Source organism: Aestuariibacter sp. A3R04, assembly GCF_018860805.1.
GTDB lineage: Bacteria > Pseudomonadota > Gammaproteobacteria > Enterobacterales > Alteromonadaceae > Alteromonas.
In genome coordinates this window covers 185,376-198,984 of record NZ_JAHKQR010000011.1, presented here as the reverse complement: position 1 = coordinate 198,984, position 13,609 = coordinate 185,376, and the positions used below count along the sequence as shown (strand labels likewise).

Below are 13,609 nucleotides of genomic sequence, written 5' to 3'. Positions count from 1 at the left end.
CAAAGCGACCAGGCTGAGATGGATATCAGCCTCCCCACCCCGGCGTTATGCTAAACGCCAGATGGGCTCACCGATCGCTTACTCAAAAAAACCTAAAACGGCCCTTGAAACCATTGGCCGGGCACATCATGGGGAGTGTCTCTTTTTGCGGGTAAAGGAAGTTCACGCCCCAGCATGACGCCCACCTGCCGTACTATATCAGAGGCAGTGTTGTAAAAATGCGAGGTTAACCCAAAACTGGTCGGCTCTGGATGCATGGGTAAACCCAGCCTCATAGGAGCGGCTTTCAAAGCGGAAAAACACTGCTCTGCACAGCTTGCTACTAACTCGCCACCCACTGAGAAATGCTGATGCGCACTGTCACAGACGAGTACCCGCCCCGTTTTATTTACAGCATCAAATACAGGTTTCCAGCACGACACATTCAGTTCGGTTGTTTCAATTACGTCACAGCGAATACCCAATTTCGTCAAAAATTCGGCAGCCTGTATCGCCTCTAGGACCATGTAGCTGTTTGCCACCAGTGTGAGGTCCTCGCCTGTAGCGTGAACCCTCACTGGTTCACTTCTATCTGTATACCGTCTTATCTGGCTTACATCTCCGTGTTGATTGTGCAACCACCGGTGCTCGATGAATACCGTTGGGTTGTCGTCCATTATTGCTTGATAGAGTTGTTGACCAACAGCGTCTGTTTTACTTGGCACCACCACTTTCAAGCCAGGTACATGTGCAAACCAACTCTGCAAATTCTGTGCATGCGTTGGCCCCTGCCCCCAGCCCCTGCCGACAATCAGTCTAATAGTTAACGGCACTTTCAACTGACCATTAAACATATAGTGCCATTTAGCCGCGTTATTCACTAACTGGTCCATCGCTAGCAAAAAAAAGTCCACTCGTTGGTGCGTCATAAGTACTCGGGTGCCGGCTTGAGCTGCACCAATACCCACGCCAGTCATTGCATTTTCTGCAGTGGGCGTATCAAATACCCTTTTGCTGCCAAAGTCTTCTGATAAGCCAGCTGTCGTACCGAATATAGCTTTGGGATCATCTATTCCTAACCCCATACAAATCATCTGCTTGTCAGCTCTCATCGCACTAGCCTGCGCTGCACATATTTGCTTGGCAAAAGTGGTGGTTTTATTCTGCATACACATAAACTTCGTTGTTGTCAGAATCGGGAAAAGGCGCATTGATTGCAGCGTCAAACGCCTCCCCGATTTCTTTTTCAATTTTCTCAATCATACTGGCTTTAGCTTTTTTCCAATGCGGGATGGCCGACAATATATCTTCCACCGTTTGTAACGGATCGCGTTTAAACCATGATTCGCGTTCTTCCTTAGGTCTGTACCCCAGATCATCATCAAAATGGGGCCCACAGTGCTCTCTGTGCCGATAGGTGTGAAGCTCTATAAATGCCGGGCCATTGCCCGCCCGAATATGTGAAACGGCCTGTGACGCACGTGCAGCGACTTCCCGAACATCGTTTCCATTCCCTTCGAGAGAATATATGCCTATTGCCTCTGCCAATGCCTTAATTGAGCGGTTTTTCGGTTGACGACAAGCGAGGCTACTGTAAACAGAATAACGATTGTTTTCGCATACTAATAACAGGGGTAACTGTTTGACCACAGCGAAGTTTGCCGTCTCATAAAAAGCACCTTCTTCGGTAGCACCTTCACCAAAATAAGACACTGTCAACTGCGTTTCGCCGCGCAATTGCTGATGTAATGCCTGTCCAGCAGCTACGGGAATACTGTTCGCTACAATCGCAGTACTGGCTACAAATCCCGCGTCTAAGTCAGTGAGATGCATAGAGCCTCCCCGGCCCCCGGTACAACCACTACCTTTGCCGTACAATTCTGCAATCAGTCGATTGAGATTCCCTCCTTTCGCCAGGTAGTGAGCATGTGCACGATGGGAGCTAAATACCTTATCCTTAGGTAATAGCTTCGCCGAAATCCCAACAGCGCACGCTTCCTGACCAATGGATAAATGGGTGGGGCAGCGCATTTTTTGCTCGCTGTAGCGCTCAGCTATGGCTTCTTCGATAAGCCGAATGCGCAACATGCTAAAGTAGTAATCCTGAAGTTGTTTCACGGCATAAACCAATAATAGTCGCCGGTGTAACCAACGTCGTTAAAAAATGCTTTCCACTCATCAACATGCATGATGGTTTTCGCTGTGAGATTCCATTCTAACATTCGCGCTTTCTCATCTTCATTGCGATAAGCATCGACAGTAATAAACGCTTTACCTTTACTAACCCGCATGATTTCCTGCAGTGCGATTGCGCACTCTGCCTGCTCTAGATTGTGTACAGTGTTTATTGAAATCACCACATCAAATGCATTGTCATTAAACGGTAAATGGGTAGCGCAGGCTTGTTGGATCCATTCCCTCACCTCTTCTTTGGCATTCGCAACTGCATAATCAGAAATATCAACACCGCGAACATCTATACCTGGGATAGCCTCACGCATATCGTGTAGCATAAACCCCTTAGCGCAACCCACATCAAGGACGCAACTATCTGAAGTAAGTGAAAAGTGGCGTTTAAAATCAGGTATAACAGGTTGCCAGAAACGACTGTTATAGTAAAAGCCGCCATATCCATACTGACGATCACCATCAAAAAACGCCTGACCAAATTGCCTTGCAATCTGTCTAACCTCCTCGGTTTTTGTCTCCCCTCTAGCTTTTGTATCTCGGTTCGTTCTCGGGTAATTTCTCAGTAAATCAATTTCCATCGCTAAACCTTGTGTCTGTATTCCATAGGAATTTTTTTTAGCACGCCGATGTTAGCTTGCGCCCAATTTATTGTTCGATTTATCCCGTCGCTTAATGATATTTTATCCTGCCATTCCAGCTCACTCCGAATTCGGCTGGTATCTAATAGATAGGCCGCATCTTTACCAGGACGGTCGTCAGCAATTTCACAGACCGCATGAAAATCACTCTCCAGGCGCTCGCAAATCAATTCAACCAGAGCGCGAATAGACACCGTTTCCCGCGTTGAAATATGATAAGTTCGACCAATTTTCCCATTTTCACCAACTTTCAGCGTCGCTTCAGATACATCATCAATGTGTATAAACGAACGTTCCGATTGACCACCACCGTGTAGCGGCAACGTCTCACCTCGTAGTATCGACAGAATGGTTTTGGGAATGATGCGATACAGAGGCTGCCCCTCTCCGTAAACATTGGCTGCTCGGGTAGTAACAACAGGAAACTGATGAACGTCAAAAAACGTCTTTAAACTCATATCGGCGGCAGCTCTTGATACGGCGTACGGCGTACTGGGGCTAAAGGCGTGATCTTCCTTTACAAACCCGGAACAGCTTCCATACACTTCAGGTGTTGAGATATGAATATACTTTTCCAGATAATCCTTGTAGCGAAGCATATTGTGTAGTTTTACCGATGACACCACATTGGTCATTAACCAGTGTTCCGGAAATTCCCAGCTTTGACCGACCATACTTTGTGCGGCAAAGTTATAAATATGCGTAGGTTTGTGTTTGTCAAAAAGAGTTTCAAACACCGCCAAATCGTGATTTAAATCCAACTGATGAAATTGGTAGCGGCTAATGTCCCCCCATAGGTGTGGTGCCAACGCGTTGATCGACTGTGCTGAACGACTGATTCCAATGACTTCACATCCCAAATTCAGTAAGTATCGAGAAAAGCTGGCGCCACTGAACGAGTTCGCGCCAATAACAACCACAGGTTTATTCATAGTGTTCTCTCAAAGCCGTATTCACAAGCCGCATAAGCATATGCCCGACCACCAATTGCAAGTCTTCTGAAATTTGCATGTCATCAATCGCAAAGTGTATCGACGTATCGACAAGTGCCAACGCTTTGCCGCCCTGATAACCTAAAACACCGACACTTTTAACTCCTTGTTTTTTAGCTTCTTTTACAACATTAATTATGTTTGGAGAATTACCACTACCAGACAATACTATAAGCATATCGCCCGGTTCTCCTTTTGTTTTCAATTGATGTGAATAAATTTGGTCATAGCCAATATCATTGCCCAAGCAAGTAAGTACGGCAGGATTTGCTGACAATGACTCCACCTTCAAAGATATTTTTGCAGAAGGGCAGATGCCATAGAGAAAATCGTTAGCTAAATGTATGGCATTACCTGCGCTCCCGCCATTTCCACAGAAATATAAAGTATGATTATTGCGTGCTAGCGTCACTAACTCAGATGCTAGCTTTTCAACGACTGTCCAATCGTACTGTTGCAAAATATTTGCTAATTTACTGGCATAATCACCGCAGCTTAATGGGCTCATAATACGTGTTTTTCCATCCACTTTAAGTTGTACCATTGCTCTCTGTCTTGCAGTTTGCCTGCATTAAACGCTGCAATAATTTCTTCAATAGCACTCTCTACTCCTTTTTTCGGCCGGAAACCTGTTGCCAGTAACTTATCAGAGTTAACTCGGTAAGAACGAGGATCATTTGACGGAGTGGTGATAACTTCAGCACCGGTTCTTCTGGCCAGAATATCTGCAATTTCGGCAATACTAATGTTTTCGAAGCCGGCATTATATACCCCGGTAATTTGCGGATTATCCAATAAAAAAACATATAAATCTGTAATGTCGTCTATGTGAATGTTAGGTCTTAATTGTGCACCGCCAAAAACCGTAATACGACCGTTCTTAATCGCCTGCATCGTTAGCATATTCACTGCAACGTCCAATCGCATCCGTGGAGACACACCACACACTGTAGCCGGGCGAACTATTTGAACCGTCATTTTGTCTTTGTAACTCAACAGCACCCTTTCAGAAACCATTTTTGTTTTGTTGTACTCTGAGATGGGTTCAAGTGACAGTGTTTCCGTCACCTGGTCTTCTTCTTTTACGCCATAGACGCTGCCTGATGAAGCATAAATAAAATGCTCGATACCTATTCTCGCAGCGTGATCGGCAATTTGCATGGTCGCCAGAGCACTCACTTCCCAAGTGAGTTTTGGATTGAGATCACCACACGGGTCATTGGCAATCGAGGCTAGGTGTATGATGGCATCAACGCCGGCAAAAGGAATGTCACTTATGTTTCTCACATCCCCCTTGACCACCGTAAGGTTGTTGTGAGCCGCTAGAAAGTTGCCAAACCATTGTGTATCAAAAGCCACGACTTGATGGCCTGCTGCCAATAACTTCGGAACGAGTACAGAGCCTTTGTAGCCTGTGGCGCCTGTGACGAGAATTTTCATAAATAACCTTCTTTTATTTCACGCTACATAAATACAAGCAGCTTTAACTCATATAAATACATGTCGTATTTTTAGGTACTTGTTGGGCGATTATGTCTGATGAACCTACAGAGGTAATACAAATTACCTTTACAGCAGCAAGTACATCTTCTTCAGGTAACCAAACAGGTTTATCCACACACAGCTCACCGGCCACAGCATTAGAATCGATGAACGCGACAATATCGATGCCTGACTCTAAAAGTTTATTATAGAGCTTTCTAGCAACCACGCCGGTTCCCCAAATACAAATATCGCATTTGATGCCCGTTGCGATAACCTTGGCGGCAAGCTTGTTAACAACAGACATGGCAACCAGTGCCATATCTTCTATGTCACTAGTGCGAATAAGTTCTTTATTAGCTTCAACGACATTAAAAAGTCCAAAGCGTTTGTTCATCTCCAGATTTTTCGCCTTTGACAGTACCTCTTCGATGGACAAACCTTCGCTGAGTAGTATTTCAACGCCGTTTAACAATGCCCCAGCATCAAAAATATCGGCCATTTCCGGCCAAAGAAAACCGGCGACTCTATCTTCATCCCGTTGAACGCTCTTTTTGAAAGCATTTATAGATTGAAAAATAGCTTGTTTCCCTTTTATGAGATTAGACTTTGCATTTTTTATATCGCTGACAAATAAATCAAGTTTCGCTAAATAATAATAGCTTTCAATAACTTTGATCGATAACACTGGACAAAACAGGTTCGTATCAACGTCGATAATTAAACCAAAATATCTTCGTGCAGACTGCCAATTACCCTGTTTAAATTGCGTGTTTGCATAGAGAAAGGTTAACGAAACAAACCAACGAAGTAAGAATGGATTCACCGTTCCTTGTTCAAGGTCAAAACTATCAATCAACAGGCTAACATCATGCTCCCAGGCTTGGCTCTGGATATCGGTATAACCCTGAACCGTTTTCAACATCAGTACATCGCCACTACCATTTTTGAGCAACTTTTCAGCGTAGTCATATCTTACCTGAGCATTTTCTATTCGTTGGCCAATCTGAACAATTTGTCGGTGGAGCCATGGGTTTTCATATCCTCTATTAAAATCAACATAGAGGGGCAGCGCGTCGTTTTTATATTCTGGATTAGAATAAGGTTCCTTACATCGCACCTGCCACAGAGGGTGAGACAAGTCTGGCGTAGCCACAACCACCAGCCATTCGGTGTCTATTTCACCCTCACTAATAGCCACAGAGTCAAACTCTCGGCCAACACTTGTTAATTTAAATCCACCGGGGGCGGTTTGATGATTCCTAGCTTCAATGATAAATCCATACTCAGCGAACAACGCACTGAATTTGGCCCAGTCAAACTCATGAAAATGAAAGGGATTTGGATCTTTTCCAGTTTCGTCCACCCACATATAAGGTACGCTGGCGATCAGTCGTCCATCTGGCTTTAAGTTGCGCAAACACAAACGGAAAAAAGCGTGATAGTCCACGACATGTTCAATTGTTTCAAAAGACGTAATCAGGTCATATTGTCCCAAACCTACCTGTTCAAATTCATCAATATTGAGAGTTTTGTATGTCAAATTCGCATTACTGTATACGTCGTTAGCATAAGAGATACTGTTCTCACAAATATCAACCCCTAGTACTTGCCCAGCTTTTCCTGAGGTTGATAAAATGTAACTGCCATAGCCTAAACCACAAGCGCAGTCTAGAACATTATCGTTCAGTCGAATATAACGACTGGCAAATACATAACGGTACACATGGGCATCTGATCTGCCGGAACACTCCCTGAGCATGTCCATATGTAGATCCCGTTCTGTGAGTAACGCCCCCATATCAGTAAGGAAATGGCCAGACTGCCTGACTTTGCGAAATGTCGTTGTAGTATAAAATTTAGCACCGTCCTGATTGGAATAATGCCTTTGTAACCATGTGTTTCCCGCAACGTGAAAGCCCTGTTGAAACATTTGATGTTCAACATCACGCTGATTTACTACAACATTTGAAAGAGCAATAACGGTAACCAAAAGCTCTTGATGTTCACGATAACGATAAACTTTGTTTAAGCACTCAAAAAAAACATCTAGCTGCTCAACATTGCATAACAAATGCCCCTCATACAGGGTTGCCGTATCAACTATTGTTACCAGTGTTTCAGGCTCATAAGAAATCACGTCCTGAAGCTCGCTTTCAGTAAATACCAACGCAGGACTAAGTGGCGTACCAATGTTTTTTAGAAATGTCTTCTCGACGATAAAACTCATAAAAGCCCTCAAGTATCAATAAGTTTTAGGTGCTTACAGCCCGCGAATCTTCAACTGTTATCGGCCACGATTTGCCACGCTTTAATTTATACTTATTCCACAATTCAGCGTTATTCTTCCTAGGTGCTGACTTTCTTCGGCGGACCAAATGTCCACCACTTAGGAATATATTCTCGGATTTGTCTTTCAGCATCGTCTTTGCTCACCAGATGCAGCACGAAATGTCTGGCCAAAGGCATCGACTTATGCACGACACCACAATTACCTAAGCTATCGACTAGCCTCGAAAACGACACATCTTTCCGAGGTATCAGCCAATAGGTCGGGTATTCGATCATAACTGTTTGTTTTCCTATGGCTTTGAGAATCGCTTTTCCGTAGCTTTCCGTAAAAGACGACATTGCGTTACCCTGTTCAACCGCAAGGTACTTTGGAATAATAGCTTTCGCGTAGCGACCAGTTATTGCCGCCTTTATTGTCGACATCAAATTAATATAATCATGTGCTAGAACAGCCTCACCTGCCAGATAGCGCGTCGCTTCTTGTGGTAAAGACAATGCAGGAGGAAGATAAACGACTGTCGAATGGCCAGGATACCGACGTTGAAGATCAGCAAGACGTTTCTGAACACTAGATTGTACGACAACCAGTGAATCAAAAGTGGCGTAAAGCGCGCTGGCTTCACTATCATCGTCGTCATTGATGATGATAATGTCAGTATTTTGTGTAGGCCGTGAAATGACAGGTAGTGCTTCTTTTTTAGCGAACTTGTGCACTAAGATGTCCAGTTTTTCTGTCTCAATCGGCGCAAGTAGAGAGGCAAACTGTTTATTCGCCAGATTCTGCTTAAGGTATACCAGTTCTCTTTCGTAGGAAAAACTGGAAACTATATCAAACTGATAGGGCTCAGCAGTAATCTTACAAGCAATCTGTACCAGGGTGTCTTTCCACAACTCCCTCATGTCATTTAATATCGCTAAGAGCTTTTTCTCTGGAAGAGACGCATACATCATTTTGCTCAGCATAGAATTGGCATAATTGACGGTACCGTAGAGATAATAAAATAACAGTGACTGTCCGCGGGTATAAGAAGCTAACAACATTTCTTTCTGCTTATCGGTCAGGCGCTCCACGTCTGATACTTTGGAAAAAGGTGTTCTAACTAGTTCTTCAAACCGATTTAACTCTTGATTGAGGATGTCATTGTCAAAATGCGCAAAAAACTGCTTGTCGTAAGTTTCACCGCTCTCAATAGGTCGAAATACCTCCGTCGTTAACAAATCGAGAGTCTTACGTTTTTGCTCACAGGAAGATGAAATTAAAATATAATCAACAGGAAGCGGTACACTTCCCACAATTTTGGCTCCGTTGCTGGTATTGAAGCAATCAGCATTAGACTGAGCCAAAGATCGCTCTATGATAATTTTGGAAACTTTAAATTCGTATTTGGTATAGACAAATTTCTCGAAGTTACCAGGAACCACTAAGCCAGTATTGTTTTCTTTCTGATAGTTGTATTTTTCTTCACCTTTGGCATCGTAGTAACCCGACTGTGACGAGTGGTGCTTTTTCTGATTGATAAAGCCAAGGTCCACACCAAACAAATACAACTGTTCAAAGCCAATCAACGTGATAATGTTGATCACAAAATTCGATACTGTTGGAAAAGCAAATTGCAGCTCTTCATAATTGTCCCGCCCAAGGATCTGCAATGCAGACACTGTCGACGACTCACCTTCTTTAAATGCGAGGTATGTATTGTTAAATAAATCACATGTATCGGGGTGAATACCATTGCAGGAAAGCAAGTTTATTTTTTTAAGATATTCGAAATCGCCCACTCTACTGCACCAGTCAAACGTTGAGCGATTCTGTTCAATTTCGGCATGAAAATCGGGCACAACCCCATTCTTATACAGTGGCATTAAGGCTGTACCACAAGAGATAATAATTGCGTTTTGCTGCCACTCTTTAATGGCGGACATAGAGGCATCCAATGATGGTCCATTACCAACAATAAACACCGGCACTTCTCTATCGAGAATAGCCAGTTTATCTTTCGGTTTTTTTTCTAGTAGTGGATATCGGCGCTTAATGGTTTCTCTGGTATGTGCGATACCATGGCGAGCATGATCGAAGTTCTCCCCCATGGCGATCACTACCTGCAATTGCTCACGCAATTGACTAATAGTGCTGGCTAAGGCGTCGTTGTGATACGTTTGGTAGAAATAAGTACTGGCTAAAATATACGGTCCTACCGAATAAAACTGATTAATGAGGTCCTTAAATAAATTAGTGCCATCATCTCCGACATTAATATAAAGTCGCCCTTTGTTGTCATCTATATTCTTGAGCAAGCTCGACCAGTCTAAGAAAAATAGCGAAGCATAGAAGAGTTCCTTATTAGGCTCACAGATAAATAGTTTTTCAACATTATATGCATCCATCAACAACGACAGTTGTGGCCCTATCCCAAAGACAATTATGGATTTTATCGTTTGAGGCAACTCACCAGCTTTTTCTTCTGTATCTTCGAATAATTTCTGTGCTTTCTTTACAAATTGAAAGTGCAAATAATCTTTGAGTTTCTGTCCTTCGTACCCTAGTACTAATCCGTCCTTGTTCGGATAACGAGCGAAATTCGCCAGATTGTATTTCGCGTCAGTATTAGGGGTAGTACTGTACCACGCAGTCAACGAAAAACGACTGAGGACATTGACGTTGCTTTGCTTATCCGTTACTGGCAGCCAGTACTTTGGTATGAAATCAGAAAACTCCTTTGCTATATCTGGAAAGTAATGTTCAAAAGCCTTGATATTTTGTTTGAACTTCGAATTAGTATCCGTTAGTAATTCATAATCATTCAGCGGTACGCTGGGTTGCCACGCCGTTAATGTATCGTCTCTATTTTTTTGCAAATAAGCGGCAAGCCCATTTTTGCTAAAGATATTCCAACTGGTTGTCAGTAATCCATTTTCCAGACAGTTGAACACTTTTTGATTGTAATGGCGATATAAGTAGAACCCCTCAAACTGATGATGCCCAGACAATTCATTTATATCGTTCACAAGAGTGTTTCCGTCGCTATCCAACTGAAAATAAATTCGCGTCTCTTTTTTCTGCGCCAGGCTAAGAACGGGATGCCAGTTCATACCCAGAACTGAACATTGAAAAAGTTGCACTTCAGGTTCGTAAATAATCAGATGCTTTATGGCATGATTTTCTATCAGTAGCCGAATGTGTTCACCTAGGCCGATACCCAACACCACTAACACGTCGATAGCTTCAGGCAGCTCTGGCTGGGAGAGTACTTCCTTATAAACAGGTAAATCGTTTAAAGACAAAAGCGTGTCGGGCTCTGTAAGTTCTGCCTTAGCCTCAAAAAAAGAGGTATATGTGCAGTTTTGCTTTTTCTGCTCGTATTGGGCGCGAATTTCTTGTGCAGGATGAAGACCATAGAACGTTCGCCCGTTACCATAATCAACAATATTCAGTTCACCGAATTTGTTTGCAAAAACAGAAATATTTTGGCTTTTCGCTTGTTTTACTACAGGTACCAATGACGGAATAAACGCTTTAAATGCCGCTTCATTTCGGCGTAAGTTTTTCATGATCCGTTGAGCAAGTACTCTTTCGTGGGCACTTTGCTGCTCATCATCTCTGTCGAGATGAATTCTGACATCTTTAAGCATGCATCATTTCCTGCGGTTCAAACAAGTCGATATAGTTCTAACTACACCGAGTTAAAGTGTATTGCACTTAGAAAGAAAACACTAATAAATCAGTTTTTTAGCACAAAAAACTATACACTGATCATCTGAATGTCATTCAAATATTTCTTCGTAGCCGCCTGGTTTATCCGGCTTACAATTTCTTCTCTAAATGCATACGATGAGATAACAAAGCGGTTCGCTCCACGCTGAAGGGCGTCTTCAAGCGTGATCACTGAATACTCTGCAACTGAGAAAACTTCGCCAGTCTCGGCCTTGCGATCGACCACATGTAGCACTTGAATACCGTGAGCATTAAAAAAGGGTAACATTTCACGAAAGAACTCACCGGCACCATACACACTTATCGAAGTCCAGCCTAATGCCTGCAATTTATCAAGTAACACTCGAATGTAATACTTGTTATCATTTGCGAGCAGCCCCAAAGAACGGGGAATAAATGCATCGTCTACAATGGCAATCACTCCTGCTGGCCAGTGAATTATGCCCAATTCCCATCCTCGGTTCCCCAATACATTGAAAAGCGTTGTTTCCAATCCGTGTTGCTTGACTTTTTCCACCTGTTTATCGTCAATGATGGGGTATTCGCCGTCAGTGCCAAAGTTATCCTGATGATAAAGCTTGGTAAATAAGCCCGCCTCGTCAGCCGTTGGCATCATGAGATAACGCGACACAACAGCTTGGCTTGTAACTCCATTTAACACCGGCTGATTGTGGTCATAGGCAGTCTGCAAAAAAGTAAGACAGCCAGCCAAGAATTGTTCGCAAATAGCTTTATTCGCGGGTATTCCCTCTGCCAATACTGGTTCAACGCTACCCTTGTATCGTTCATAACTCAGTGTTGAACCTTTATCTCCCAACAATAGTGCTTCAATACACTCAGGTGATCGCGAAAGATTTTTGCTCAGACTAAAACGCTCTGTCCCCTCAGAAATAAACGCCCGATAATATGTTTGGCTTACGAAACGATACGCTCGAAGAGAAGCGTAAAAAAGCAAATTTGCCCCTGCAGATTCCGCGAAAATATTTTCAAGGCTGTGCTGAATAGTTCCTCCATTGCCAAAGTCAACCACTGCGCATTGTGAATAACGCACTTGCGTTTCCTGTTCCAAATAAGACATAAGCAATGATTTTTGTCGTCGGATTTTATTTTTCAGGTACTCCGAATTGGCTTTTGCCTCTCTGTACAAGCGTGCATACAATGACTCACCCTCTACAAATAAGCCTTCAATGTTCTTGAGTTCCAGATCGCTGCTAAATGAAGAGAGTATGTCTTCGGACAATTGAAAGTCTCGTATAAAGTTGCTCAGCGAGTACCCTCTATACATCATCAAAGTGTCCATGACGTTCTCCAGCCATTGAGGTTGGGAAGTATCAATACCTGGCCAAAATGCTGACTTTCTCGACACATAAAACGCAGACACGGAGAGGTCCGTCTGTCCCATTAAGGCCAATTTTTTCTCAATTAAAGGTGTGAATAAATAGCCTTCACGCATCAGACAAAGAATATGCTTACATCCTGTCAGTTTACTTTGCTGTATTACCCAGTTTGCGAATGCATCAAACACTGGCCCCCACACAAATGCCCCCAATTCAAATGCCACACTCTCTTCGCGAGATTGTCCGTTACTCTGCAACGATGCGAGCAATCTGGTGGCAGAAGAGCACGACGCGGCGTGATATTGTTGAACTTCCATAGCACTAATGTGGTTCGCATCCAGTAATGGATGAAAATGCAACGTATTGATTCCGAGCATACCCGGAGACCCGACATCGGCTTTGTCGTTGTCACCAATGTGCAACCATTTTTGGTAAGACCATCCCTGTTGCTCCGCTAGCAAGCGAAACAGGTTGCCGCTGTGTTTGGTTTTTTTATACTCAGATGAAACAAACAAGGGTAACCGACACAAGTTTTCAGAGGAAGAAAGAAAGGTATCAGTAATTTGCTTGGCAGATAAATACATATCTGAAATCAACGCCACCGTTACACCTTGATCAATCAAGGTTTCAATGACGTTACACAATGCCTGATTAAGCATACTGTATGAATTTTCCGCAGCGAGCTCAGCATCCAATAAAGCGTGACGAGTCTGTTCATCAAAGGGCAAGCACTGAAATATCTCTTCCAGGGTCACTTCTTCTGCATCTGACGCCAATCCTCTTGCTGCTCTTTCTGCTTGCTCTCTTAGTATCCTGTAGTCTTCACCCGGAATGCCTTCTAAGGCTGGGACCGACGCGACTATTTTTTCAAATAATGCAGTTGGGTAATTTACATGTCTAAAAACAAGCGTATCGAATACGTCAAACGTTACAGTACTGAGCTTTCGTTCATTAACAATATCAATAATACGTTGATAGATTGTCATT

At 43.3% G+C, this 13,609-nt stretch carries 9 protein-coding genes; all 9 read right to left on the bottom strand.

What is annotated here, in order from left to right:
* Positions 1-92: 92 nt before the first annotated feature.
* Positions 93-1,148, bottom strand: coding sequence for an alpha-ketoacid dehydrogenase subunit beta (locus KO518_RS10240; RefSeq protein WP_216025756.1), 1,056 nt, complete (start codon positions 1,146-1,148; stop codon positions 93-95).
* Complete coding sequence (locus KO518_RS10235) at positions 1,138-2,097, bottom strand: thiamine pyrophosphate-dependent dehydrogenase E1 component subunit alpha (RefSeq protein WP_216025755.1); 960 nt, start codon at positions 2,095-2,097, stop codon at positions 1,138-1,140. Before KO518_RS10235 ends, KO518_RS10240 begins: the two co-directional genes overlap by 11 nt.
* Positions 2,094-2,747: a class I SAM-dependent methyltransferase gene (locus KO518_RS10230; protein ID WP_216025754.1), complete on the bottom strand. Its 654-nt coding sequence runs from the start codon at positions 2,745-2,747 to the stop codon at positions 2,094-2,096. Before KO518_RS10230 ends, KO518_RS10235 begins: the two co-directional genes overlap by 4 nt.
* A 2-nt stretch (positions 2,748-2,749) precedes the next feature.
* Positions 2,750-3,739: a GDP-mannose 4,6-dehydratase gene (locus KO518_RS10225; RefSeq protein ID WP_216025753.1), complete on the bottom strand. Its 990-nt coding sequence runs from the start codon at positions 3,737-3,739 to the stop codon at positions 2,750-2,752.
* On the bottom strand, positions 3,732-4,307 hold the full coding sequence (locus KO518_RS10220) for an SIS domain-containing protein (RefSeq protein WP_216025752.1): 576 nt from the start codon (positions 4,305-4,307) through the stop codon (positions 3,732-3,734). The genes KO518_RS10225 and KO518_RS10220 overlap by 8 nt, the downstream gene beginning before the upstream one ends.
* Positions 4,304-5,239, bottom strand: coding sequence for an NAD(P)-dependent oxidoreductase (locus tag KO518_RS10215; protein WP_216025751.1), 936 nt, complete (start codon positions 5,237-5,239; stop codon positions 4,304-4,306). The genes KO518_RS10220 and KO518_RS10215 overlap by 4 nt, the downstream gene beginning before the upstream one ends.
* Positions 5,240-5,282: 43 nt before the next feature.
* Entirely contained in the window at positions 5,283-7,511 is a 2,229-nt protein-coding gene (locus KO518_RS10210) for a bifunctional 2-polyprenyl-6-hydroxyphenol methylase/3-demethylubiquinol 3-O-methyltransferase UbiG (RefSeq protein ID WP_216025750.1), read from the bottom strand.
* A gap of 119 nt (positions 7,512-7,630) precedes the next feature.
* Positions 7,631-11,203 carry a 6-hydroxymethylpterin diphosphokinase MptE-like protein gene (locus KO518_RS10205; RefSeq protein WP_216025749.1) on the bottom strand — a complete coding sequence of 1,191 codons (3,573 nt, stop codon included), beginning with the start codon at positions 11,201-11,203 and terminating at the stop codon, positions 7,631-7,633.
* 110 nt (positions 11,204-11,313) lie between these two features.
* Positions 11,314-13,608, bottom strand: a complete 2,295-nt coding sequence (locus KO518_RS10200; RefSeq protein ID WP_216025748.1) for a hypothetical protein — start codon at positions 13,606-13,608, stop codon at positions 11,314-11,316.
* Between the last annotated feature and the right edge of the window lies 1 nt (position 13,609).